20 protein-coding genes and 1 pseudogene are annotated in these 25,112 nt (G+C 67.2%); 14 read left to right on the top strand and 7 right to left on the bottom strand.

Translation table 11 applies throughout. The features are described 5' to 3' along the window. The first annotated feature begins 9 nt into the window (after positions 1 to 9). The gene (locus F7R26_RS25385; RefSeq protein ID WP_193692244.1) at positions 10 to 3,492 is read left to right on the top strand and encodes an error-prone DNA polymerase; all 3,483 of its coding nucleotides are present in this window, start codon (positions 10 to 12) and stop codon (positions 3,490 to 3,492) included. 58 nt (positions 3,493 to 3,550) lie between these two features. On the opposite strand, the gene F7R26_RS25390 is transcribed toward F7R26_RS25385, so the two are convergent. After that, positions 3,551 to 3,802 (bottom strand): hypothetical protein, encoded by a 252-nt coding sequence (locus tag F7R26_RS25390; protein WP_150993306.1) that lies wholly within the window; start codon positions 3,800 to 3,802, stop codon positions 3,551 to 3,553. Between the two features lie 356 nt (positions 3,803 to 4,158). On the opposite strand from F7R26_RS25390, the gene F7R26_RS25395 reads away from it, so the two are divergent. Then, the gene (locus F7R26_RS25395) at positions 4,159 to 6,114 is read left to right on the top strand and encodes a methyl-accepting chemotaxis protein (protein ID WP_241754720.1); all 1,956 of its coding nucleotides are present in this window, start codon (positions 4,159 to 4,161) and stop codon (positions 6,112 to 6,114) included. 19 nt (positions 6,115 to 6,133) lie between these two features. Here F7R26_RS25395 and F7R26_RS25400 read toward each other — a convergent pair whose 3' ends face one another. Continuing rightward, the gene (locus tag F7R26_RS25400; protein ID WP_150993304.1) at positions 6,134 to 7,042 is read right to left on the bottom strand and encodes a DMT family transporter; all 909 of its coding nucleotides are present in this window, start codon (positions 7,040 to 7,042) and stop codon (positions 6,134 to 6,136) included. A gap of 263 nt (positions 7,043 to 7,305) precedes the next feature. On the opposite strand from F7R26_RS25400, the gene F7R26_RS25405 reads away from it, so the two are divergent. The 3 genes from F7R26_RS25405 (at position 7,306) to F7R26_RS25415 (ending at position 8,399) form a co-directional block, all read left to right on the top strand. Next, positions 7,306 to 7,488 carry a hypothetical protein gene (locus tag F7R26_RS25405; protein WP_150993302.1) on the top strand — a complete coding sequence of 61 codons (183 nt, stop codon included), beginning with the start codon at positions 7,306 to 7,308 and terminating at the stop codon, positions 7,486 to 7,488. A gap of 60 nt (positions 7,489 to 7,548) precedes the next feature. Continuing rightward, positions 7,549 to 7,797 carry a GlsB/YeaQ/YmgE family stress response membrane protein gene (locus F7R26_RS25410; protein WP_017230370.1) on the top strand — a complete coding sequence of 83 codons (249 nt, stop codon included), beginning with the start codon at positions 7,549 to 7,551 and terminating at the stop codon, positions 7,795 to 7,797. 107 nt (positions 7,798 to 7,904) lie between these two features. Then, positions 7,905 to 8,399, top strand: a complete 495-nt coding sequence (locus F7R26_RS25415; protein ID WP_150993300.1) for a hypothetical protein — start codon at positions 7,905 to 7,907, stop codon at positions 8,397 to 8,399. A gap of 68 nt (positions 8,400 to 8,467) precedes the next feature. Here F7R26_RS25415 and F7R26_RS25420 read toward each other — a convergent pair whose 3' ends face one another. From F7R26_RS25420 to F7R26_RS25430, 3 genes and pseudogenes are all read right to left on the bottom strand, one after another. After that, entirely contained in the window at positions 8,468 to 9,610 is a 1,143-nt protein-coding gene (locus F7R26_RS25420) for a tetratricopeptide repeat protein (protein WP_150993298.1), read from the bottom strand. A gap of 121 nt (positions 9,611 to 9,731) precedes the next feature. Beyond that, a pseudogene (locus F7R26_RS25425) lies at positions 9,732 to 10,058 on the bottom strand (zinc metalloprotease); the annotation flags it as partial. Between the two features lie 37 nt (positions 10,059 to 10,095). Beyond that, complete coding sequence (locus tag F7R26_RS25430; protein WP_241754721.1) at positions 10,096 to 10,479, bottom strand: DUF2167 domain-containing protein; 384 nt, start codon at positions 10,477 to 10,479, stop codon at positions 10,096 to 10,098. 403 nt (positions 10,480 to 10,882) lie between these two features. Between F7R26_RS25430 and F7R26_RS25435 the strand changes: the two genes are divergently transcribed. Both F7R26_RS25435 and F7R26_RS25440 read left to right on the top strand, forming a co-directional pair. Next, positions 10,883 to 12,028: an IS481 family transposase gene (locus F7R26_RS25435; RefSeq protein WP_193692108.1), complete on the top strand. Its 1,146-nt coding sequence runs from the start codon at positions 10,883 to 10,885 to the stop codon at positions 12,026 to 12,028. A gap of 702 nt (positions 12,029 to 12,730) precedes the next feature. Beyond that, positions 12,731 to 13,876 carry an IS481 family transposase gene (locus F7R26_RS25440; protein WP_193692081.1) on the top strand — a complete coding sequence of 382 codons (1,146 nt, stop codon included), beginning with the start codon at positions 12,731 to 12,733 and terminating at the stop codon, positions 13,874 to 13,876. A 189-nt stretch (positions 13,877 to 14,065) separates the two neighbouring features. Here the strand turns inward: F7R26_RS25440 and F7R26_RS25445 are convergent, their stop codons facing one another. Then, positions 14,066 to 14,815: an IclR family transcriptional regulator gene (locus F7R26_RS25445; RefSeq protein ID WP_241754722.1), complete on the bottom strand. Its 750-nt coding sequence runs from the start codon at positions 14,813 to 14,815 to the stop codon at positions 14,066 to 14,068. A 125-nt stretch (positions 14,816 to 14,940) separates the two neighbouring features. Between F7R26_RS25445 and F7R26_RS25450 the strand changes: the two genes are divergently transcribed. The 7 genes from F7R26_RS25450 to F7R26_RS25480 all read left to right on the top strand — a co-directional run bounded on the left by F7R26_RS25450 (position 14,941) and on the right by F7R26_RS25480 (position 24,640). Next, positions 14,941 to 16,560 carry an acyl-CoA carboxylase subunit beta gene (locus tag F7R26_RS25450; RefSeq protein ID WP_150993147.1) on the top strand — a complete coding sequence of 540 codons (1,620 nt, stop codon included), beginning with the start codon at positions 14,941 to 14,943 and terminating at the stop codon, positions 16,558 to 16,560. 46 nt (positions 16,561 to 16,606) lie between these two features. Beyond that, on the top strand, positions 16,607 to 17,767 hold the full coding sequence (locus F7R26_RS25455) for an acyl-CoA dehydrogenase family protein (protein ID WP_150993145.1): 1,161 nt from the start codon (positions 16,607 to 16,609) through the stop codon (positions 17,765 to 17,767). A 76-nt stretch (positions 17,768 to 17,843) separates the two neighbouring features. After that, complete coding sequence (locus F7R26_RS25460) at positions 17,844 to 18,719, top strand: enoyl-CoA hydratase/isomerase family protein (RefSeq protein WP_150993143.1); 876 nt, start codon at positions 17,844 to 17,846, stop codon at positions 18,717 to 18,719. A 44-nt stretch (positions 18,720 to 18,763) separates the two neighbouring features. Further along, positions 18,764 to 20,770 carry an acetyl/propionyl/methylcrotonyl-CoA carboxylase subunit alpha gene (locus tag F7R26_RS25465; RefSeq protein ID WP_150993141.1) on the top strand — a complete coding sequence of 669 codons (2,007 nt, stop codon included), beginning with the start codon at positions 18,764 to 18,766 and terminating at the stop codon, positions 20,768 to 20,770. After that, positions 20,767 to 22,569, top strand: coding sequence for an acyclic terpene utilization AtuA family protein (locus F7R26_RS25470; protein ID WP_193692245.1), 1,803 nt, complete (start codon positions 20,767 to 20,769; stop codon positions 22,567 to 22,569). Before F7R26_RS25465 ends, F7R26_RS25470 begins: the two co-directional genes overlap by 4 nt. Before the next feature lie 79 nt (positions 22,570 to 22,648). Then, on the top strand, positions 22,649 to 23,653 hold the full coding sequence (locus tag F7R26_RS25475) for a tripartite tricarboxylate transporter substrate binding protein (RefSeq protein WP_150993139.1): 1,005 nt from the start codon (positions 22,649 to 22,651) through the stop codon (positions 23,651 to 23,653). Between the two features lie 333 nt (positions 23,654 to 23,986). Then, the gene (locus F7R26_RS25480; RefSeq protein WP_150993135.1) at positions 23,987 to 24,640 is read left to right on the top strand and encodes a peroxiredoxin; all 654 of its coding nucleotides are present in this window, start codon (positions 23,987 to 23,989) and stop codon (positions 24,638 to 24,640) included. Between the two features lie 126 nt (positions 24,641 to 24,766). Here the strand turns inward: F7R26_RS25480 and F7R26_RS25485 are convergent, their stop codons facing one another. After that, complete coding sequence (locus F7R26_RS25485; RefSeq protein ID WP_150993133.1) at positions 24,767 to 25,051, bottom strand: hypothetical protein; 285 nt, start codon at positions 25,049 to 25,051, stop codon at positions 24,767 to 24,769. Positions 25,052 to 25,112 lie beyond the last annotated feature (61 nt).

The following is a 25,112-nucleotide window of genomic DNA, read 5'->3' on the forward strand; positions in this document are numbered from 1 at the left end:
ATCCTTGCCATGTCGAGCCAGCCAGCCAACCCTTCATTCTCCGCTTTGCCGCCGGCGCTTTCCGCGCTGCTGCCGGCGTTGCCCGACTATGTGGAGCTGCATTGCATCTCCAATTTCACCTTCCTGGACGGGGCGTCGCATCCGGTCGAGCTGATCGAGCGCGCGTTTGCGCTCGGCTACCGCGGCCTGGCGCTGACCGACGAATGCTCGGTGGCGGGCACGGCCCGCGCGCACCATGCGCTCAAGGACCTGCGCGAACGCACCCGCGATGCGGCCGAGCGCAGCGCGGCGCGGTTGGCCGCCGGGCTGCGGGAGGATGAGGACGAGGCAGCGGAGGAGCCGGAGGAGGGCGACGACGAAGACGGCGAGCATCAAGGGCATGGCGAATGCCCCGCCGCGCCGGACGCCACGGCCACCGGGAGCGCCGATGACGCCTTGCAGGCCCGCCTGCGCCGGCATGACCGCCTGCTTGCCCTGGCCCGTGCCGCGCAGGATTTCCGCCTGCTGATCGGCAGCCGCTTTACGCTCACCGACCACGCGGGCCGGCCCGTGCTGCGGCTGGTGCTGCTGGCGCAAAATCGCGAAGGCTTCGGCAACCTGAGCGAGTTGATCACGCTGGGCCGCACGCGCGTGCAAAAGGGCGCCTACGCGCTGCATCCCGACGACATCGCCGCGCCGCAGCCGGGCCAGGCCCACCTGCGCGGCATGCCCGATTGCCTGGCGCTGCTGCTGCCTTCGTATTGCCCGGACCCCGCCGAGCTGCTGGGGCAAGCCCAATGGATGCGGCAGGCGTTTGGCGAGCGCGGCTGGATCGCGCTCGAACAATTGCAGGGCCATGCCGATGCCATGCACCGGCTGCGGCTGGAGGAGGCCGCCGCGCTGAGCGGCGTGCCCCTGGTGGCATCCGGCGCGGTGACCATGCATGTGCGCTCGCGCAAGCCGCTGTCGGACGTGCTGAGCGCGATTCGCGTGGGCCAGCCGCTGGCCGAATGCGGCATGGCGCTGGCGCCCAACGCCGAGCAGCACCTGCGCATGCGCCAGCGCTTGTCGCGCCTGTACCCGCGCGAGGCGCTGGCGCAGACGCTGCGGGTTGCCGCCATGTGCGACTTCTCGCTGGCGTCGCTGCGCTACGAGTACCCGGAGGAGCTGGTGCCCCCGGGCGAGACGCCATTCAGCTACCTGCGCCGCGAGACCATGAAAGGCGTGCTGCGGCGCTTCCCCAAAGGGCTCAAGCCCAAGTGGCGCAAGCAGCTGAAGGAGGAGCTCGCGCTGATCCGCGAGAAGCGGTACGAGCCGTTCTTCCTCACCGTGCACGACATCGTGCGCTTTGCCCGCAGCCGCGGCATCCTGTGCCAGGGGCGCGGCTCGGCAGCCAATTCGCTGGTCTGCTATTGCCTGTTCATCACCGAGGTCGATCCCAAGGATGCCAACCTGCTGTTCGGCCGTTTTCTCTCGCGCGAGCGCGACGAGCCGCCGGACATCGACGTGGACTTCGAGCATCAGCGGCGCGAAGAAGTCATCCAGTACATCTACGAGAAATACGGCCGCCACCGCGCCGCGCTGGCGGCGTCGCTGATCACCTATCGCTCGCGCAGCGCGCTGCGCGACGTGGGCCGGGCGCTGGGCATCGATGCCAGCGTGATCGAGCAGGTGGTCAAGGGGCAGGCATGGTGGGATGGCGGCAAGACCTTCCTGGAGCGCATTTCGCAGTACGGGCTGGACCCGGACGCGCCGGCGGTGCGGCAGTGGGCCAGCCTGACCACGCAACTGCGCGGCTTTCCGCGCCATTTGTCGCAGCACGTGGGCGGCTTTGTGATTGCGCGGCACAAGCTGTCGCGGCTGGTGCCGATAGAGAACGCGGCCATGGAAAACCGCAGCGTGATCCAGTGGGACAAGGACGACCTGGAATCGCTGGGCCTCTTGAAGGTGGACGTGCTGGCGCTTGGCATGCTCTCGGCCATCCGCCGCGCGCTGGCGATGATCCCCACGCGCTCGGGCGCGCCGTACCGGATGGAAGACGTGCCCAAGGAGGATCCGCAAACCTACGACATGATCTGCGCCGCCGACACCATCGGTGTGTTCCAGGTGGAGTCGCGTGCGCAGCAGTCGATGCTGCCGCGCCTCTTGCCGCGCAAGTATTACGACCTGGTGGTGGAAGTGGCCATCGTGCGGCCCGGCCCGATCCAGGGCGGCATGGTGCATCCCTACCTGAAGCGGCGCGAGCAGGTGCGGCGCACCGGCAAGCCGCCGGCGTACCACAACGACGTCATCGAGAAGGTGCTGGGCCGCACGCTGGGCGTGCCGATCTTCCAGGAGCAGGTGATGCAACTGGCCATCGACGCCGCCGGTTTTACGCCGGGGCAGGCCGACCAGCTGCGCCGCTCCATGGCGGCGTGGCGGCGCAAGGGCGACCTGAAGCAGCACCAGGATGCGCTGGTCAAGGCGCTCACCCGCAACAAGTACCCGGAGGCTTTTGCGCTGGCCATCTGCAAGCAGATCGAAGGGTTTGGCGAATACGGCTTTCCGGAAAGCCATGCCGCCAGCTTTGCCAAGCTGGTCTATATCAGCGCGTGGATCAAGTGCCACCATCCGGCGGTCTTCCTGTGCGCGCTGCTCAACAGCCAGCCGATGGGGTTCTACTCGGCGTCGCAACTCGTGCAGGATGCGCGCCGGCACCACGTGGTCACGTATCCGGTGGATGTGACGGTGAGCGGCTGGGAAAGCACGCTGGAGCATGCGGCCAGCGGTGTGCCGGCGCGCGCGCGCCAGCGCGCCCAGCCGGCGGTGCGGCTTGGCCTGAACCGCGTGAACGGCATGCGCGAGGCGGCGGCCGGGCGGATCGAACTGGCCCGCGCCGAGGCGCCGTTCGCCAGCGTGGAAGACCTGGTGCTGCGCGCGGGGCTGGACCGGCACGACATCGATGCGCTGGCCGCCGCAGATGCGTTGGCCGGCCTCGCCGGGCATCGCCGCCAAGCGCGCTGGCAGGCCCGCGCCGCCGCGCTGCAGGCCGCGCATCACGACCTGCTCCATGAGGCGCCGCCGCCCGAGGGCGAGCTATCGCTGCCCGCGCCGCGCCTGGGCGAGGATGTGGCGGCCGACTACGCCAGCACGGGCCTGTCGCTCAAGTCGCATCCGCTGGCGCTGCTGCGGCCGCGGCTGGCCGCGCTGCATTACGCCACGGCGCAGGATTTATCCCGCTGCGGCAACAACCGGCAGGTGCGTGCCTGCGGCATCGTCACGGTGCGGCAGCGGCCATCCACGGCCGGCGGCACCATCTTTACCTCGATCGAGGACGAGACCGGCGCCGTCAACGTGATCCTGTGGCCGGACCTGATCGAGCGCCAGCGCAAGGAAGTGCTGGGCGCGAAGCTGCTGGGGGTGATCGGCACGTGGCAGCGCCAGGGCGAGGTCAGGCATCTGGTGGCGCAGGAACTGGTGGACCTGAGCCCGCTGCTGGGCCGCCTGATGGTGTCCAGCCGCGATTTTCACTAGGGCGTGAGTGGGGCGTGATTGGGGCGTAACCGCATAACCCCATAACCGCGTAACCGGGTTACTGCGCGGGCGCCTCGTGCCCACGCGCTTCGCAACGCCGCGCACGGCTCATCTCGCCCTGCCAGCCAACCGCGCGCAGCAGCGCGTACCCATGCTCGGTAATGCGCGGGCACCAGCGGTCGGTCGCGCATTCTTCCAGCGACACGAGGTCGCGTTCGAGCAGTGCTTCCAGGTCCACGGGATCGAGTTCCAGTCGATCCTGTACATCGTGGACCAGCAGCAAGGTGGCAAATTCGTGGGGGCTTAACATCGCCATCTCCTGGGGTTGAACATCCTGATCGCGCGGCCCGGCGGGGGCAGAACCGCCTACGGAAAGACAGCGCCAGGCGGCATTGGTTCAGGTGTTTCCTCTGATCTTTGCCTGCCCGCCACGCTGCGTTCGCGATCCCTTCGTTGTACGTCGGTTTTGCGTCTGTTTTGTGTCAGCCTGATCTCCGTTCTTTGCATGCGCATGCCGGTTTTGCGCCCGTTTGGCGTGCATTCTGCACCCGCCTTGTGCTTTTTCGGCCCCGCCTTTGTGCATGTGAAAAAAGCCGGGAAAGCGCGCTTCAGTCAGCGTTCAGCCAGCCGATACAAGACGCATCCAAGCGATTTTTTGGGGTCTTCGTGGCTACTTTTCTCTCCCCCGCCGTGCGCCTGATGGCGCGCCTCACCATCACCCGCAAGCTGCTGTTGCTGGCCATCCTGTTCCTGATCCCGCTTGGCGGTGCGCTCTATGCGGTGCTGAGCCTGTCGGTGCAGACGATCCGCGCCTCGCAGGACGAACTGAGCGGCCTTGCCATCGTCGACCGTGCGCTCGATTTCATGCGCGAGACGCAGGTCCGCCGCGGCGCAGCCAATGCCGTGCTCGCCGGCAACGCTGCGTTTCGCGCAACGTTCGACGGTGCCGATGCGAAGGCCGCCGCACACCTTGGCGAACTGGTGAAGCAAGCCGGCGAGGCCGCGCGCTTCGATGTCATGCCTGACGCACGCAAGCTGGAGCAATCGTGGCAACGCATGCATGAAACGGGCCTGAATGTCACAGCTGGCGCGCTGTTCGACATGCACAGCGCGCTGGTCAAGCAGACGCGGCTGTTTATCGGCGATGTGGCCGACCGCTCTTCGCTCGCGCTCGATCCCGACAGCGGCTCGTACTACCTGGTGACGCTGATGGTGGGACAGATGCCCAAGCTGGCCGAACTGAGCGCGCTGGCGCGCGGCAGGGGCGCGGCCATCATCAGCCAGGGCGGATACTCTGACGCGGCGCAGCAAGCCGAGCTGGCCGCGCTGGGCGAGCAGATCCAGGACGGGCTGGAATCCGTGCGGCGTGACATCGACCGCGTGATGCGCGATGCCCCGGCGTATCGCCCGCGGGTGCAAGGCGCGCTCGCGCAGCTGGCCGCGATGGATACCTTCCACCGCACGCTGAAGGAAAAGATGCTCGGCAGCGGCGGCATCGCCATCGAGGCCAAGCCCTATTTCGACGAGGCGACGGCGGCCATCAACGCGGTCTCCTCGGTCAACAAGGTGTTTTCCGGGATTGCCCGCGACATGCTGGAGCAGCGCATCGCCGCCGAAATGCTGCAGCTCGAGGTGCTGGCCGGGGTCGCCCTGCTGGCCGTGGGCGCGGCGTTCTACCTGTTCGCCGGCTTTAGCCACGGCATGCGCGCCGACGTGCAGCAAGTGGCCAGCATGGTGGGCCGGATCAACGCCGGCGACCTGGCCATCACGCTGGAGGTGCGCGGCAGCGACGAACTGAGCCACGTCAAGCGGCACCTACTGTCGCTGGTGGACACCTGGCGCGCACTGATCGGCGATACCAAGGTCGGCGCGCAGAACGTGCTGGTGGCCGCCGGCGAGATCGCGCAAGGCAACCTGGACCTGTCGCAGCGCACGGAGGAGCAAGCCTCGTCGCTGCAGCAGACAGCCGCCAGCATGGAGCAGCTCACCGCGATCGTGCGGCAGAACGCCAGCAGCGCGGACCAGGCCAGCGCGCTGGCGGGCGAGGCCAGCGACATCGCCGTGGCCGGCGGCACCTCGGTGGGCCGCGTGCTGCGGACCATGGGCGAGATCGAGGCCGATTCCAAGCGCATCGTCGACATCATCGCGGTGATCGACGGCATCGCCTTCCAGACCAACATCCTGGCGCTCAACGCCGCGGTGGAAGCGGCGCGCGCCGGTGAATACGGGCGCGGCTTTGCCGTGGTGGCCACCGAGGTGCGCAGCCTGGCGCAGCGCGCCGGCAGCTCCGCCAAGGAGATCCGCACGCTGATCTCGCAGTCGGTGCAGCGGGTCGAGGCCGGCTCGGCGCTGGCGGGGGATGCCACCGCCACCATGGACAGCATCGTTGCCGCGGTCAAGCGCGTGACCATGATGATGGACGAGATCAGCCGCGCGTCGCAGGAGCAGAGCAGCGGCATTGCCCAGGTCAACCAGGCCGTGACGCAGATGGATCAGGTCACGCAGCAGAACGCGGCGCTGGTCGAGCAGGCCGCCGCCGCAGCCGATGCGCTCAAGGAGCAAGCGCAGCGCATGGAGCGTTCGGTGGCGGTGTTCCGGCTGGATCCCGCCATTGGCGCTTAGGCCTGGTACTGCGGCGCGTTCAGCGCCGGTTGGCGATCCAGATGCCGGCCACGATGGCGCCCAGCCCGGCCGCGTGATACCAGCGCGGCCAGTCGCCCAGCAGCGCGGAAGACATCAGCGCGGCAAAGACGGGGGTGAGCGTGAAGAAGAACACCGGTAGCTGCGCCCCGGCGCGGGCAATCGCACGGTCCCAGGCAAAGTAGGCCAGCAGCGAAGGGATCGTTGCCACATACACCAGGATGCCGAGCGCCTTGCCGTTCCAGTGAATCGGCGCGCTCCCCGACAGCAGCTCCCACGCCACGAACGGCACGCAGGCCGCCACGCCCGTCACGATCTGCGCAAACAGCAGCACGGCCAGCGGCAAGTCCGGGCGCTTCTTGCGCAGCAGCCAGGTGTAAGCGCTCCAGGTGATGGTGCCCGCCAGCATGAACAAGTCGCCGGCCACGAAATCCAGCTGGGCCAGCCGCCCGGGATCCCCGCGCAGCATCACCACACCCACGCCGGCCAGGCATAGCAGGGCGCCCACCACATGCCAGCCGCGCACCCGCTCGCGGAAGAACAGCGCGCCGATGATCAGCAGGAAGATTGGGGCGGAAGCGCCGATCAGCGTCACGTTGATCGGCGACGACGTGGTCAGCGCCAGGTACTGCATGGCGTTGTAGACCGAGACGGAGAGCATGCCCATGGCGGCGATCACCCCGGCATGCTGGCGCAGCGTGGCGGCATGCTCGCGCACGCCCCGCCAGACATAGGGCGCGAGCAGCAGCCCGGCCAGCGCCCACCGGGCAAAGTTCAGCGTGATCGGCGGGATGGCGCCGGCGGCGTAGTGGCCGACGATGGCGTTGCCGGCCCAGCTCAGCGGCGGGAATGTCAGCAGGCCAAGCGTGCCCCAGTCAAGCCGGGCGCGGCCGGCGGCGGAAGTGGTCATCGGCGGGTTGTCGTCCTGTTCATATTCTTGTTGTTCTGTTTATTCTGTTTGTTTTTTCTCTGCCGGCATTATGCCGCAGGCGTGAATTGCAAACGATTGTGACCGGCGTGCTGTTGGCGGATGCGTTGCGCTAGTCTTCCCACCATCCGCACCACCCGGATACGAACTGTTACATAGCGCTGTGTTTTCGCTGTCAACACGCGCTGCCACCGGGCCGTTTTTACAGGCAACGCGCAAGTTGCGCGCCTCACCTGGAGATAGACATGAAGAAGGTACTCGCCATCCTGACCCTCGGACTCTTCGCTGCTGGTGCTTTCGCCCAGGCACCGGCCGCCGACGCCCCCAAGGCGCCTGCCAAGGTCGAAAAGAGCGCGCACAAGAGCAAGACACACAGCAGCACCAAGCATACCAAGGCGGCAACGCCGGCCAAGTCCGCCGCGCAGTAATGCGCGGGTTCAGGGTGCGCTCCGCTGGGGGCGCACCCCTTTTTCTTTTCTCCTGACGCCATGCACCTGATCTGGACCATTCTTATCGGCTTCGTCGCCGGGCTCGTAGCGCGCGCCATTACCCCGGGCAACGGCCCCAGCGGGTTCTTCCTCACGGCCGCGCTCGGCATTGGCGGCGCGTTGGCGGCCACCTTTCTCGGGCAAGCCCTGCACTGGTATCGCCCGGGGCAGTCGGCAGGCTTTATCGGCGCCGTGGTAGGCGCGGTGATCCTGCTGCTGGCCTATCACCTGATCAGCAAGAAGAGCTAGGCCCCGAGCCGCTGATGGCTATACGCCAACAGCAAGAGCCAGGCACCAAGCACCAAGCACCAAGCACCAAGCAGCAGCACCCGCAACGCAGATCACGGAACCCGATCATGAGCCTGATGGATTTTTTGCAGAACGCAGCCTCCGCCCTGGGCGGCAATCCCGAGCAGCAGGTGGACCACATCGCGCAGAACGCCCCGGAGGGCGCGCTTGGCCAGTTGCTGGCCAGCGCTTTCCATTCGGATCAGACGCCGGCCTTCGGCAATATGGTGGGGGAGTTGTTCGGCCAGTCCAACGGCGCGCAGCAGGCTGGCATGCTTAACCAGCTGCTGGCAACGCTCGGGCCGGCGGTGTTGTCCGGGGCGGCAGGCGGCGCACTGGGCAATCTGTTGCAGCCCGGCGCGACCCAGGTCACGCCCGAGCAGGCCAGCCAGCTGAGCCCGGCGCAGGTGCAGGAGATCGCCACCCACGCCGAGCAGGTCCATCCGGGCATCGTCGACCAGATCGCCGGCTTCTACGCGCAGCACCCCACGCTGGTCAAGACCATCGGGAGCGCCGCGCTGGCCATTGCGCTGGCCAAGTTCAAGGAACACCAGCAGGGCTGATGCCCGGGCTGGCATGGGCTCGAAGGCCTTGCCGTGGCGCCCCGCGACCTCAGGGCGGGGCGGTGTGCCTACGGCAGTTCCACCTGCAGGCGCGCCAGCGTGCGCAGCAGCGTTTCGTCATCGGGCGACAGGTGAGTCGCCATCGCAAACGCCGCGCGAGCCTCGTCCTTGCGATTCAGTTGCCACAGCGCTTCGCCCTTGTGCACCAGACCTTCCACGCGTGCGCCCAGGTTGCCTTCGGTGCCCTCGCCAAAAGCGGCCAGCGATTGCTCCATGTAGCCGAGCGCTTGCTCCGGCTGGCCCAGGCGGAATAGTGCCCAGCCTTTGCTGTCGAGGATAAATGGGTCATCCGGCGAGTGAGCCAGCGCCTCGTCGATCATCGCCATGCCGCGCCCCACCATCCAGTTCGCATCGACCAGCGCATAGCCAACCCCGTTCAGGTTCTCCTTGGCAAGCGGCGCCAGGCCAAGCGCGATATCCAGCTGCCTGTCGTCCCGGCCTGCAATCGCCAGGTCGATCAGCTTGCGCCGCACTCGCGCCTGGAAACTCGCACTGATTTCGTCCTTGCCGGCCTCGTAGCTGGCCAGCATCTGCCGGAACACGGCCGCCGGCCCGGCGCTGGCGGGCAGGGCGGCGATGGTCTCGGACTGGCGCTTGCACCAGGCATATTGGGCCGCATCCATGCTGCCAAACTCATAGTCCAGGCTGATCGTCCGGGCCTTGTGGCTTTGCGCATAGTAGGTATAGCCGCGGCTATCCGTCCTGTTGCAGAACAGGAAACCGTCCTGGAGGTCGAGCACATAGGGCAGGCCGCCCATGGGATGGTTGCTGGTCTCGCCGCGCAGCAAAAACGACTCCCCGAAATCCCCATCGCCGATGATCGGGTTGAGGATCCACTTGCCCTTGGGGTAGCGCTTGGGCAGCCGCACCGACACGGTATTGCCCTGCTTGTCGGTGACGCCGAAGATCACACTGTCCTGCTCGTTCGGCTTTGGCGTGACGCCTGCGATCCGATGGCCCGGCAGGAACAGGCGGTAGCGGGCCTCGGGCAGGGGCCGGTCGGTAGCCGGATCGCGCAGCACGAACCGGTGCACCTGCGCGCCTTCGCCGAGCGTGCCCGGCTGGCGGTAGTCACGCGCCACGGTCAAGGCGGGAATGGTTGCCACAGCCAACAGGACTGCGCCCTTCAGGTAAAGCGTTTTGCTTCTCATCGTCTTGGTATGTAAGTTGAACTGGTTTCGGGCGATTGGATTCGGGCGCTCAGGCGCCCATGCCGCTGGCGCGCAGGCTGCCCAGCATGCCGTGCAGGTCATGGCGCATGACCGCCAGGAACGCCACCAGCACCGGCACGCCAAGGAACCAGATGCGCGGCGACAGCACCGCGGTGACGCGCCCGCCATCGAGCGGCGAGAGCGGGATCAGGTTGAACAGGTTGATAAAGAAGCCCGCATAGGCCAGCGCCCCCACGGCCAGCCCGCGGCGGCGCGCGGCGAGGAAATGGCCCATCTCGTGGACAAGGATCAGCAGCACGAAGCCGACGGCATAGCGCCAGCCGAAGATCAGCGCATAAGCGCCGATCGACAGCAGCATGGTGCCGCCCGTGGTCAGCAGCTTGCCCATCTTCAGGCCGCCCATGAGCAGGAGCAGCAGTTTGGTCATGGGTACAACTCCGTCGCCGAAGGGCGGGAATGCGGCTTCACTTCGGCTCTGCGGGACCGGACGGCTTGCGCTTGAACCACGTGGCGTCGTCGTCGCGGATGTAGCCCGAGGGCTCGTACTTGGCCACGACCATCCAGTCGTCGTCGCCAGTGGGCAGCACCAGGCCGAGCGGCCGCTCGTCGGTGAGGTTGCCCATGGCATGCATGAGCTTGCCGGCGGTCGGCTGGGGGATGAAGACTTTCTTGGCCGGCAGCTTCAGTGTGGCCTGTTCGCCCAGTTTCACCGTGGCCTGTTCGCCCAGTTTCACCGTGGCCGGACCCGCCTGGGTGCTCGACTGCGCTGCCTGCCAGGCTGCCTCCATCTCCATTTCCTTGCTCTCGCTGCGTTGCGCCAGCAGGCCGCCGGAAGCAAGGAGGCGCATCCCGCATGCCGGGCCGGCCAGCATGCCACGCAACGCATGACCCATCATTCCCACAATGACTTCTTCCTTCACTTGATTATTTGTTTGTTTTTTTTGTGGCACTGCCTGGGGTGGCTGGGGGAAGGGGGCTTCCAGTCGCCTCTCATGCAGTGCAATTGCCTGATATTCCGGTGGGTGGTGATTTTAGCGTTTTTTTTATTTGCGGTAGGGATATTGCTCTGCTGGGTTGGTCGCTGTTTCTTTTAGCGGCGATGGTTATTGCACCCAAGTGCCATACGACATCCCCCTGCGGGGGCTGCCGGTCACTCTTCTTTGCGTCGGTGTATAGACCGGGGACATAGGTGACGGGTGTGCGAGGACATGGTTGACACTTTCGGGCAATGAATCTGCCCGGAATCCGACCATGCCTTGGAGCACGCGCGACACCATGAGCCTTCGTCAAGAATTCATCCTTCTGGCCCAGCAAGAGGGCAGCAATCGCCGCGAGTTATGCCGGCGCTTCAGCATCAGTCCCCAGACTGCCTACAAATGGCTCGCGCGCTATGCCGAGCAAGGCGAGGCCGGTCTGGTCGACCGCTCTCGGCGGCCCAGTCGCAGCCCGGAACAGACCCACGCCGACCTTGAACAGGCCGTGATCGCGCTTCGCCAGCAGCATCCTGCCTGGGGCGGGCGCAAGATCAGCCGCCGCTTGCAGGACCTGGGGCATACCGAGGCGCCGGCTCCCAGCACTGTCACCTCGATCCTGCATCGCCACGGGCTAATTACGCCGGAGGCCTCGGCCAAATCGGTGGCATGGCAGCGTTTCGAGCATCCCGAGCCCAACCATCTCTGGCAGATGGACTACAAGGGCTGGTTTGCCACCCGAGACGGCATGCCGTGTTACCCACTGACGGTGCTGGACGACCATTCCCGCTTCAATATCCTGCTCACGGCCTGCACCAGGACCCAGACTGCAGTGGTGCAGCGCCATCTGCGCGAGGCTTTCCGTCGTTATGGGCTGCCGCTGCGCATCAACGCCGACAACGGTGCGCCCTGGGGCAGCCCTTCCCAACCCGGCCAGCTCACGGCTCTGGCGATCTGGTTGATTCGCCTGGGCGTGCGCTTGAGCCATAGCCGCCCCGCGCACCCACAAACCAATGGCAAGGATGAGCGGTTCCACCGCACCTTTAAGGCCGAGGTGCTCACCGGCAACGACTTTGCTTCCTGCCGTTATGCGCAGCGCGCATTCGATCGCTGGCGCGATGTCTACAACCAGCAGCGACCTCACGAAGCCCTTGGCCTGGCGACGCCCGTCACGCGGTATCGGCCCAGCCCGAGGCCATATCCGGAGCAGTTGCCGCCCATCGAATACGGCCCTGACGACACCGTAGTGCAGGTCAAATGGCACGGCGAGCTCTGTTTCCAGGGACGTCGCTTCAAGGTTTCGAATGCCCTAGCCAAGCTGCACGTGGCGCTGCGCCCTGACGCCAGACACAGCGGCAAATACGCCCTTTACTTTGCACATCATCGCTTCGGAAGCATCGACCTAAACGACCCGAATGCCGCTTAAAATGTGTCAACCATGTCCTCGCACATGTGTCACCCATGTCCCCGGTCTATACACGTCGGCAAAGAAGACTAACGAGAAGAAAGCCGACCCTGCCGGGGGCAGAGCAATCGGGCTTATGCGGGGCGGTGGTTGCGTCGTACGGCCCGGAGTGTTGGCTGGCCTTTGCCATACCGGCTTGGAGGTCATCGTAACTGCATGACCCAATGGTCACGTGGTGGTGCCCCTGATCGCTTTGCACGGTGAGCATTCCACCATCTGCCGTTACCGGCGCGCGCCATCACGACACATCTCTCGTCAATGGTTTCGTGGTGGGGCGGGCGCGGTGGTCAGGGTCTCGGGCTAATCAATGCGGTGCCGCCGCGCCCACGACGGAACCGGTGCGCTTGCAACTTCGTGGCCGGCCGCGCCGCGAGCGACAGACGGCTTGAAGCAAGTGATGTCCGCTACCGGGGGCCTCACCACGTATCCCGGAAGCCGGCAGGTTCGTGGTCAGTCAATCCGGTACCGGCAGAAGCCCGCCGGCACTCCGGGCCGTACGACGAAACCATCGACACTCGAGAGCCTGATTGCTCTGCGCCCGGCAGGGTCGGCTTTCTTCTCGTTAGTCTTCTTTGCCGACGTGTATAGACCGGGGACATAGGTGACGGGTGTGCGAGGACATGGTTGACACTTTCGGGCAATGAATCTGCCCGGAATCCGACCATGCCTTGGAGCACGCGCGACACCATGAGCCTTCGTCAAGAATTCATCCTTCTGGCCCAGCAAGAGGGCAGCAATCGCCGCGAGTTATGCCGGCGTTTCAGCATCAGTCCCCAGACCGCCTACAAATGGCTCGCGCGCTATGCCGAGCAAGGCGAGGCCGGTCTGGTCGACCGCTCTCGGCGGCCCAGTCGCAGCCCGGAACAGACCCACGCCGACCTTGAACAGGCCGTGATCGCGCTTCGCCAGCAGCATCCTGCCTGGGGCGGGCGCAAGATCAGCCGCCGCTTGCAGGACCTGGGGCATACCGAGGCGCCGGCTCCCAGCACTGTCACCTCGATCCTGCATCGCCACGGGCTAATTACCCCGGAGGCCTCCGCCAAATCGGTGGCATGGCAGCGTTTCGAGCATCCCGAGCCCAACCATCTCTGGCAAATGGACTACAAAGGCTGGTTTGCCACCCGAGACGGCGTGCCGTGTTACCCGCTGACAGTGCTGGACGACCATTCCCGCTTCAATATCCTGCTCACGGCCTGCACCAGAACCCAGACTGCAGTGGTGCAGCGCCATCTGCGCGAGGCTTTCCGTCGTTATGGGCTGCCGCTGCGCATCAACGCCGACAACGGTGCGCCCTGGGGCAGCCCTTCCCAACCCGGCCAGCTCACGGCCCTGGCGATCTGGTTGATTCGCCTGGGCGTACGCCTGAGCCATAGCCGCCCCGCGCACCCACAAACCAATGGCAAGGATGAGCGGTTCCACCGCACCTTTAAGGCCGAGGTGCTCACCGGCAACGACTTTGCTTCCTGCCGTTATGCGCAGCGCGCATTCGATCGCTGGCGCGATGTCTACAACCAGCAGCGACCTCACGAAGCCCTTGGCCTGGCGACGCCCGTCACGCGGTATCGGCCCAGCCCGAGGCCATATCCGGAGCAGTTGCCGCCCATCGAATACGGCCCTGACGACACCGTAGTGCAGGTCAAATGGCACGGCGAGCTCTGTTTCCAGGGACGTCGCTTCAAGGTTTCGAATGCCCTAGCCAAGCTGCACGTGGCGCTGCGGCCTGACGCCAGACACAGCGGCAAATACGCCCTTTACTTCGCACATCATCGCTTCGGAAGCATCGACCTAAACGACCCGAATGCCGCTTAAAATGTGTCAACCATGTCCTCGCACATGTGTCACCCATGTCCCCGGTCTATACACCGACGCAAAGAAGAGTGACCGGCAGCCCCCGCAGGGGGATGTCGTATGGCCCTTGGGTGCAAAAACCAACGCCGATAAAACAAACAGCGACACCCCCCGCAAAACCTCAAAGCCCCAAAACTCACCCAAACACCCCTAATCATCCCCCAATCTCATGCCGCCGGGCCACCGGCATCCGTGAAGCCGTAGACACAATACTGATCGCCGCTTCCCCGGCAAAAGGCAAGGCAAACGCATACCCCACCCCCGCCACGCCCCCGCGCCAGCCAGCGCATACCCCAGCTTGCGACTGCGCTCCACACCGCGCTGCAGCTTGAGCAGGCTAAGCCCGCTTCCCTCGTACTCAGCCCGATGCCGTTCATAGTGCGCGACGATCTCCTGATCTTCGAGCTTGGCTAGCAGCGCCATGCTGGCGGTCCCCTGGCCCAGCAGCCGGGTGCTCCCGTTGAGCAGATGGAAATGCTGCACGCGGTGGCTGCCTTCTTCGGCATGCATGCAGTAACCATGGTCGCCGATGCGCACGATCAGGAACACCGTATCGCCGGTCTTGCGCGCCAGCGCCTTCATGCGCGTGGCGCAGGCGCTGGCCAGTGGCGAGCGGTTCATGGTGCGCAGGCCCAGCGCCATGGCTGCCATGCCCAGCCGGAAGCGCTTGCCTGGCTCGTCCTGCACGGCGAATCCCGCGTGGGTGAGGTAGCGCAGCATGCGGTGAGCCGTGGTGCGGTCGATGCCGGTTTGTGCCACCAGTTGCGGCAGGGTCAGGCCCGACTCGTGGTGTTCGGCCAGCAGGCAGAGCAGGGTAAACGCGCGGTCCAGGCTCTGGACGCCGGGGATGGCTGGCGATGGCGGAGACGGCGGGGACGAGGGCGTAGGCAGGGCGGGCACAGGTGGCATCCGGAGGTGCATCAAAGTCGAGTTTGTGCACATTATGCACAAATCACCAAGTTGCGCTTGTCGTGCCGCCGCGGGTGGTTTGGAATCGATGCATTCCTTGTCCAATGCCCAGCGCCATGCTTCCCATCGAGTCCCGGATCGATCCCGCCAGTCCCGCCTTTGCCAGCCAGCGCGCCGGCATGCAAGCCCTGATCGAGCGGCTGCGCGCGCTGGAGCAGCGCGCCGTTGCTGCTTCCGAACGTGCCCGCCCGTCCTTCGCCAGGCGCGGCGCACTGTTGCCGCGCGAGCGCCTGGCGCGCTTGCTGGATCCCGCTACCGCCTTCTTGCCGATCGCCAACCTGGCGGGCTACGGCATGGATGATCCCGATCACGACACCTCCATCCCCGGCGGCTCGCTGGTGGCCGGCATCGGCTTTGTCCACGGCGTGCGCGCGATGGTGGTGGCGACCGATTCCGGCATCGATGCCGGCGCCATGACCGAGGGCGGCAACCTCAAGCTGATGCGCTGCCAGGAGATTGCCCTGGAAAACCGCCTGCCGTTCATCCACCTGGTGGAGTCGGCCGGCGCCAACCTGCGCAAGTACCGCGTGGACAAGTTCGTGCGCGGCGGCGGCATCTTCTACAACCTGGCGCGCTTGTCCGCTGCCGGGCTGCCGGTGATCACGGTGGTGCACGGCTCATCCACCGCGGGTGGGGCTTATATGCCGGGCTTGTCCGACTACGTGGTGATGGTGCGCGGCCGCGCCCGTGCCTTCCTGGCCGGGCCGCCGCTGCTCAAGGCCGCCACCGGCGAGATCGCCACCGATGAGGAGCTTGGCGGCGCCGACCTGCACGCCACCGTCAGCGGCCTGGCGGAATTCCTGGCCGAGGACGACGAGCATGCCATCGCGCTGGCGCGCGACGTGGTGGCCAGCCTGGACTGGCCGGCCGTGGCGCCGCGCCTGCCGCAGCCGGCGCAGCCGCCGCGGCTGGACGCGGGCGAGCTCGATGGCGTGATGACGCTGGATGTGAAGAAGCCCGTGGACATGCTGGAGATCATCGGCCGCCTCACCGACGACTCCGCGTGGCTTGCGTTCAAGCCGGACTATGGCATGGCCACCGTCTGCGGCCGTGGCCGCATCGAGGGCCATGCCGTGGGCTTTATCAGCAATAACGGCCCGATCGACCCGGCGGGCGCGACCAAGGCCGCGCAGTTTATCCAGGCCTGCAACCAGAGCGGCACGCCCATCGTGTTCCTGCAGAACACCACCGGCTTTATCGTCGGCCGCGCCTCGGAAGAAGCCGGCATGATCAAGCATGGCGCCAAGATGATCCAGGCGCTGTCGAACTCCACCGTGCCGCAGGTCACGATCTACTGCGGCGCATCGTTTGGCGCGGGCAACTTCGGCATGTGCGGCCGGGGCTTTCGCCCGCGATTTTGCTTCTCGTGGCCCAACGCGCGCACCGCGGTGATGGGCGGCGAGCAGGCTGCCATGACGCTGGAGATCGTGGCGCGCCAGCAGGCCGAGCGCAAGGGCGCGGCGGTGGACGAAGCGCGCCTGGCGCAGCAGACCGGCGAGATCGTCGCCAACTTCGAGCGCCAGGCCAGCGCCTTCGTCACCAGCGGGCTGCTGCTGGACGACGGCGTGATCGACCCGCGCGACACCCGCGCCGTGCTGGCCTTCGTGCTGGCTACCGCCCGCGAGGCCGAAGCGCGCACGCCGCGTGCCATGCAATTTGGCGTGGCGCGGTTCTGATCGCCGCGCCGCGAACACACTGACAAGAAAACCGGAGACCACCCACATGCTTTACACCGAAGACCATCGCAACATCATGGACAGCATCCGCCGCTTCGTGTCGGCCGAGATCGATCCGCATGTCGACGAGTGGGAAGCCGCGGAGATTTTCCCCGCGCACGCCTTGTTCAAGCAGATGGGCGAGCTCGGCTTTCTTGGCATCACCAAGCCGGTGGAGTACGGCGGCCTTGGCCTCGATTTCTCCTACGCGGTGGCGGCTGCCGAGGCCCTGGGTTATGTGCATGCGCAAGGCATCGGCATGGCGGTGGGCGTGCAGACCGACATGGCCACGCCGGCGCTGACGGCCTTCGGCTCCGATGCGCTCAAGCGCGAGTTCCTGGCCCCGGCCATCGCCGGCGAAGCGGTGGCGGCGATCGGCGTGTCGGAGGCCGGTGCCGGCTCCGATGTGGCATCGCTCAAGACCCGTGCGCGCCGCGATGGCGACGACTACGTGATCAGCGGCTCCAAGATGTGGATCACCAACGGCACCCAGGCCGACTGGATCTGCCTGCTGTGCAATACCTCCGATGGCCCGGTGCACAAGAACAAGTCGCTGATCATCGTGCCGCTCAAGCAAGGTGGCAAGCGCACCCCCGGCGTCGAGGTGCAGAAGATCAAGAAGTTCGGCATGTGGTGCTCGGACACCGCGCAGATCTTCTTTGATGAAGTGCGGGTGCCGGCGCGCAACCGCATCGGTGAAGAGGGCATGGGCTTTATCTACCAGATGAAGCAGTTCCAGGAAGAACGCCTGAACGGCGCGGCGCGCCGGCTCGCCTGCAACGCGCTGATCGAGGAAACCGCCGGCTACCTGCGCGAGCGCATCGCCTTTGGCAAGCCCTTGCTGGACAACCAGTTCATCCAGTTCAAGCTGGCCGAGCTCAAGACCGAGATGGAGGCCCTGCGCGCGCTGGTCTACATGGCGACCAGGACCTACATCGACGGCGGCGACGTGGTGGAGCTGGCATCCATGGCCAAGCTCAAGGCCGGGCGGCTGTCGCGCGAGGTGGCCGACTGGTGCATGCAGTTCCAGGGCGGCATGGGCTACACGTGGGACAACCACGCCTCGCGCGCGTATCGCGATTTCCGGCTCGGCTCCATCGGCGGCGGCGCCGACGAGGTGATGCTGACCGTGATCGCCAAGCAGATGGGGCTGATGGCAAAAGGCTGAGCGCCAGCCATCGCCAGCCATCGCCAGCCATCGCCCGCCATCGCCTGCCGTTCCAAGTCTTCTCCTCTCTCCAGCCATGACCAACGTAGTCAATACAGATGCCGGCAATTTCGCCAATGACGCCCACGCCGTGATCGTGCGTGACGTCCAGGGCGTGCTGTTCGTCACCCTCAACGTGCCCGCCACGCGCAATGCGCTCGCGCCTGAAGTGGTCGCTGCGCTGGCGCGCGCCGTGGCGCGCGCCGAGACCGACACCACGGTGCGCGCGCTGGTGCTGCGCGGCGCCGGCGGCGTCTTCTGCGCGGGCGGCAACGTCGGCAATTTCAAGGCGAGGCTGGACGCAGCCGATGCGCCGCAGGATCCGGTGGCGAGCCGCAACCGCGAGTTTGGCTACTTCATGCAGCGCCTGGCTGCGCTTCCCGTGCCCGTGGTGGCGGCAGTGGAGGGCGCGGCCATGGGCGGCGGCATGGGACTGAGCTGCGCCGCCGATATCGTGCTGGCCACGCGCGACGCGCGCTTTGCCTTGTCGGAGACATCGCTGGGCATCATTGCCGCGCAGATCGCGCCCTTCGTGGTGGCGCGCATCGGCGCGGCGGCCACGCGGCGCCTTGGTTTGTCCGGCGAGCGCGTCAATGGCGACACGGCGGTGGCGCTGGGGCTGGCCGATGCGCTGGCCGAGGACAGTGCCGCCCTCGATGCGTTGCTGGCCGAGTGGCTCACGCGCATCTGCCGCTGCGGGCCGCAAGCTAACCGCGCCTTCAAGCCGCTGGTGGCGCGCACCGGACAGGTCGCGCAGGGCGCCTTGCTGGACGAAGCCTCGCACCTGTTCGCGCAATGCATGCGCAGCGAAGGCGCCGAAGGCATCCAGGCTTTCCGCGACAAGCGCGATGCCGCGTGGGTGGTGCGCTTTGACGCCGCCGCCGTGCGCGCGGCGCAGGCCACGCAGGGCTGAACGCACACAACCTTATCCAGATACTCCGCATCCCGAGACGCCTCATGTCCGCTACCAGCCGACCCTTTCACACCTTGCTCGTCGCCAATCGCGGCGAGATCGCCGTGCGCATCATGCGCACGGCGCGCCGCCTTGGCCTTGCCACCGTGGCGGTCTACTCCGAGGCCGATCGCCATGGCCCGCACGTGGCGTACGCCGACCGGGCGGTGCGCATCGGCGACGCCGCGCCGCGTGCGTCCTACCTGAACATCGCGGCCATTGTCGAGGCGGCGCGCCGCAGCGGCGCGGATGCGGTGCATCCCGGTTACGGCTTCCTGGCGGAGAACGCGGAGTTCGCCGACGCGGTGGCGCAGGCGGGCCTGGTCTTCGTCGGCCCGCCGGCTGCCGCCATCCGCGCCATGGGCAACAAGGCCGAGGCCAAGCGCCTGATGCTGGCCGCGGACATGCCCTGCATCCCCGGCTACCAGGGCGAGGCGCAGGATGATGCCGCGCTGCTGCAGGCGGCCGCGCCGATCGGCTTTCCACTGATGGTGAAGGCCGCGGCCGGCGGCGGCGGACGCGGCATGCGCCTGGTGCACGATGCCCATGCCTTGCCCGGTGCCCTGGCAAGCGCCCGTTCCGAGGCCATGGCCGCCTTCGGCTCCGGCCAGCTGATCCTGGAGCGCGCGGTGATCGCGCCGCGCCACGTGGAGATCCAGGTCTTTGCAGACACGCAGGGCCATGTGATCCACCTGGGCGAGCGCGACTGCTCGGTGCAGCGCCGCCATCAGAAGGTGGTCGAGGAGGCGCCGTCCCCGGCGGTATCGCCCGCGCTGCGCGCCCGCATGGGCGGCGCGGCGGTGCGCGCCGCGCAGGCCATCCGCTACGTGGGCGCGGGCACCATGGAGTTCCTGCTCGATGGCGACGGCAATTTCTACTTCATGGAGATGAACACGCGCCTGCAGGTGGAGCACGCCGTGACCGAAGCCATCACCGGCTTTGACCTGGTCGAGTGGCAGCTGCGCGTGGCGGCCGGCGAGCCGCTGCCGGTCACGCAGGAGCAGGTCGCGCTGCGCGGCCACGCCATCGAGGTGCGGCTGACCGCCGAGGACGTGGCCGCCGGCTTCCTGCCGCAAGGCGGCCCGGTGCTGCGCTGGCGCGCGCCGGGCGCGGGGCACGATGTGCGGGTGGATCATGCGCTGCAGGAGGGCGGCGAGATCCCGGTTCACTACGACTCGATGGTGGCCAAGCTGGTGGCCCATGGCGCCACCCGCGAGGAAGCACGCCGCAAGCTGCTGCGCGCGGTGGAGCAGACGGTGCTGCTGGGCGTGGCCAGCAACCAGGGCTTTCTTGCCGATTGCCTGGCGCATGAGGCCTTTGCGGCCAACCAGGTGCATACGGGGTTCGTCGACACGCATATGCAGGCGGCACTGCGCGCAACGCGGCCTGCGGTGGCGCAGGTGGCCTGCGCGGCGCTGGCCGCCGCCGGGCTGCTGGCGGCATCGGCGCGCCCCGCACTGGTGGCGCCGGGTTGCAGCCTTGGCTTGCAGGCGGGAGAGCAACAGTGGCGCGTGGATCTGCATGCCGTCGCGCAAGGCTGGGAGGTGGCGGTGCGCGGGGGCGAGCGTGAGGGCGATGGCACGTCCGCCGAGATCGTCCGCGTGCGCGTGCTGCGCGCCGACGAGGCGCAAGGCAGCGCGCTGGTGGAATGCAACGACATGGCGTTGCCGCTGGTATTCGCCACCGAGGGCGATGCCGTGCATCTGTTCAGCGCAGGCCGCGCATGGCGCTTCGCACGCCTGGACCCGCGCCAGAAAAAGCGCAAGCCCGGCGACGCCGAGCGCGCCGGCGCGCTGCTGGCGCCGCTGAGCGCGCGCATCGTGGCCGTGAAGGCGGCAGCGGGCGAGGCGGTGCAGGCGGGCCAGGTGCTGGTGGTGCTGGAGGCCATGAAGATGGAGCACGCCATCGTCGCGCCGTTCGACGGCGTCATAGCGGAGCTGCATGCCCGGGAGGGCGGGCAGGCGCGCGCGGGCAGTTTGCTGGTGAAGGTTGACGCAGGCACGCAAGCATGAACACCACGATCGGCACATCCAATATGGCACGCACCGTGCGCATAGGCGGCGCTTCCGGCTTCTGGGGCGATTCCGCCATCGCCACGCCGCAACTGCTGGCCGTTCCGGGCCTGCAATACCTGGTCTACGACTACCTGGCCGAGACCACCATGTCGATCCTGGCGCGCGCCCGCGCCAAGGACCCCGCGCTGGGCTACGCCACGGACTTCGTGCAGGCCGCGATGGCGCCGCACCTCGGCCAGATCCTGGCGCGCGGCATCCGCGTGATTGCCAATGCCGGCGGCCTCAACCCCCAGGCCTGCCGCGACGCGGTGATGGCCGCCGCCACGCGGCAAGGGCTGGCGCCCAAGGTGGCGGTGGTCAGCGGCGACGACGTCTTGCCCGCCTTCGAGGGCTGGCGCGCCGCGGGCCTTACCGATCTCCATACCGGCGCCACGCCGCCTGCCGAGCTGATGTCCGCCAACGCCTACACCGGCGCGCAAGGCATCGCCCGCGCGCTGGCGATGGGCGCCGATATCGTCATCACGGGCCGCTGCGTCGATAGCGCGGTGGTGGTCGGCGCGCTGGCATACGAGTTCGGCTGGCAATGGCACGACTGGGACCGGCTCGCCGCCGGCACGCTGGCCGGCCACGTGATCGAGTGCGGGGCGCAGGCCACCGGCGGGTTGTTCACCGACTGGCAGCGCGTGCCGGACTGGGACCGCATCGGCTACCCGGTGATCGACTGCGCGCAGGACGGCAGCTTTGTGCTCTCCAAGCCCGAGGGCACCGGCGGCCTGGTCGATCCCGCGGCTGTGGCGGAGCAGGTCTTGTACGAGGTGGGCGACCCCGGCAACTACCTGATGCCCGACGTCACTTGCGACTTCCGCATGGTGCGCACGGCGTTGCTGGCCGCCGGGCAGGTGCGCGTGCACGGCGCCCGTGGCCGCGCCCCCGGCGCGAGCTACAAGGCCAACGGCACCTGGCAGGATGGCTACCAGCTTAGCCTGATGATGGCGATCCGCGGCATCGACGCACCCGCCAAGGCCCGCCGCACCGCCGACGCGCTGCTGGCGCGCACCCGCGCCATGCTGGCCGCCAATGGCATGGCGGACTACAGCAGCACCGTGGTGGAACTGCTCGGCTGCGAGTCGCAATATGGCCCGCATGCCCGCGCGCTGCCGACCCGCGAGGTGGTGCTGCGCATCGGCGCGCGCCATGCGCAGGCCAAGGCGCTGCGCTTCTTGCAGCGTGAAGGCTCGTCGGCGGGCACCTCGATGGCCGCCGGCACCCGCTCATCCTTTGCCGGCCGCGTCGATATCCAGCCGGTGGTCAAGGTGTTCTCCTTCCTGGTGCCGAAGGCGGAAGTAGGGATGCAAGTCACGCTGGACGGCCAGACACAGGCGCTTGCCTGCGCCGCCGCCGTGGGCGAGCTGACGGCGCCGGCCGCGCTGGCGGCGGTGCCGGCCCCGGCCATTCCCGGCGGGCCGCGCGTCACCGTGCCGCTGGTCACGCTGGCCTACGCACGCAGCGGCGACAAGGGCGACGACGAGAACATCGGCGTGATCGCCCGCCAGCCAGCGTATCTGCCGCTGCTGCGCGAGCAGCTCACCCCGGCCGCGGTGCGCGGGTATTTTGCGCATCTGGTCGAGGGCGAGGTGGAGTGCTTCGAGGTGCCGGGCTTGCACGCCCTTAACTTCCTGCTGCACCGCGCGCTGGGCGGCGGGGGCGTGGCCAGCCTGCGCTCCGACCCGCTCGGCAAGAGCTACGCGCAAATGCTGCTCGATTTTCCGCTCACGGTGCCGCAGGACTGGGCGTAGACCGGCGGCCGCCATTCCATGGCATCGGCCGCCAGGCAAGCACGGCGGCCCGAAGCCATCCCGACCTGATGGAGCAGACATGAACAAAACCAAGCAACCGATGCGCCCTCGTGGCCTGTGGATGAACGCATGCCTGCTGGCCGCCGCGCTGGCTTGCGGCCTGAGCCCCACGGCACGCGCCGAGGCGCCGTATCCGTCAAAGCCCGTGCGCGTGGTGGTGCCCTACACCCCGGGCGGCGTGTCCGACGCCGTGACGCGGCTGGTCATGCAAAAACTGGCCGAGCGCCTGGGCCAGCCCGTGGTGGTGGAGAACCGCCCCGGCGCCAACGGCATGATCGGCTCCGACAATGTGGCCAAGTCCGCGCCGGACGGCTACTCGCTGCTGGTAGTGGTGGCCGCGCACGCCATCAACCCCAGCCTCTACCCCAAGATGAGCTACGACCCGCTCAAGGATCTCACGGGCGTCAGCCAGATCGGGCGCATCCCGCTGCTGCTGGTGTCCAGCGCCCAGTTGCCGCCCGGCAGCGTGAAGGCGCTGGTGGCCTGGGGCAAGGCCAATCCCGACAAGATGACCTACGCCTCCAGCGGCAACGGCTCTGGCGCGCATCTGGCCGGCGAGCTGTTCTCGCAAGCGGTCGGCATCAAGATGACCCACGTGCCCTACAAGGGCGTGTCGCCGGCGCTACCCGACCTGTTCTCCGGGCAGGTGGCGATGATCTTCGATTCCGTGCAGACCATGATGCCGCAGGTGAAAGCCGGCAAGCTCAAGGCGCTGGCGATCACCAGCGCCACGCGCTGGCCGGCCGCGCCCGACGTGCCGACCATGGCCGAGGCGGGCTATCCGGCGGTGACGGCCAGCAGCTGGATCGGCCTGATCGCGCCCGCCAGGACGCCCAGGCCGGTGCTGGAAAAGCTCTCGGCCGAGATGGATGCGGTATTGCACCAGCCGGAGGTGAAGGCGCGCCTGATCGAGTACGGGATCGATCCGGTAGGCGGGACGCCCGACCAGTTCCAGGCATTCATCAAGGAAGAGGCCGGGCGGTGGGGCGAGGTGGTGAAGAAGGGCGGCATCCACGTCGAGTGACGGGGCGGCAGAGGCCACCGCCTTGTCCCTTTGGTCCTTCTGGGCAGGACACCAGCGCGGCCAGCAGCACGGCCAGCAGCCCGTAGCCCAGGAACTCCCAGTGGTTCAGCAGGTTGTGCAGGTTGTGGGTCTGGCCGGCGCCGGCGTCCACGGTGTAGACGGGCGGCGCATGGTACCAGAGGTGCGCTTGCATCACCTCCCGTATCCACCTTTGCGCTGCGTCACCGCCCACTATACTGAGCCTAGCGCGCCGAAAGTCACGGCAGCGTCGGGACGACAGCCGCTACCATGCCGGCATTGCCTCGCCCCCACTTAAACCCATGGAGGTTGAACATGTCGATTCGCATCGGTGACGAAGCACCCGATTTCACTGCCGATACCACGGAGGGGAAAATCAGTTTCCACGAATGGATCGGGGACAAATGGGCCATCCTGTTCTCCCATCCGAAGGACTTCACCCCGGTCTGTACCACGGAACTTGGCTATATGGCCCGGCTCAAGCCGGAATTCGACCGGCGCAACACCAAGATCATCGGGCTGAGCGTGGACCCGGTCGCGGACCACCAGAAGTGGGTCAAGGACATCGAGGAGACGCAGGGCCACGCCGTCAACTATCCCATGATCGGCGACGTCGACCTCACGGTCGCAAAGCTCTATGACATGATCCATCCGAACGCGAGTGGCGGGCCGCGCACTGCCGTGGACAATGCCACCGTGCGCTCGGTGTTCATGATCGGGCCGGACAAGAAAGTCAAGGCGATGCTGGTCTATCCGATGAGCGCCGGGCGCAATTTTGACGAAGTGCTGCGGCTGCTGGATTCGCTGCAGCTCAATGCAAAACACACGGTAGCCACGCCGGTGAACTGGAAACCGGGTGAAGACGTGATCATCCCCACCTCGGTCTCCGACGACGACGCCAAGAAGAAATACCCGCAGGGTTTCAAGACGCTCAAGCCGTATTTGCGGGTGGTGTCGCAGCCGGAGTAAGGCATGCGTCGGATGGGCTCGCTGTGAGAGGGTGGCGCCGGTCCTCCGGCTGGAGGACGGTGCGTATTGTCGCAAGCCCGGTCGCAAGCCCGGTCGCAGGCCCGGCCGCGAGCGCGCATGCGCGCGTCAGCCCGCGCCTGCCAGCGAAGCCCTCAGTTCATCGCGCTGCGTGAAACTCGGCGTGGCCAGCCAGCCGACGAAGTCGTCGTGCCAGTTCTCCCAGGCGTTTTCGTCGAAGTCGAAGGCCTCGTCCAGCCGCCCGCCGTCGCGCAGGTAGGTGCCGACAATCCGCTTGCCATCCCAGTACGCCGCCACGGCCACGTCGGCGAGGTCCGCCGTGGTCCCGACCGGGAGGTCGCGCAGCAACATGGACAAGTGTGCCTTGAACGATGTGAATTCGTTTGAGGTCATGGCTTGCTCCGCTGATGGGAAGAGTATGTCCAGAGGATGTACCCGTTCCCGGGGCGCGTCA

It is taken from the genome of Cupriavidus basilensis (genome assembly GCF_008801925.2).
GTDB lineage: Bacteria > Pseudomonadota > Gammaproteobacteria > Burkholderiales > Burkholderiaceae > Cupriavidus > Cupriavidus basilensis.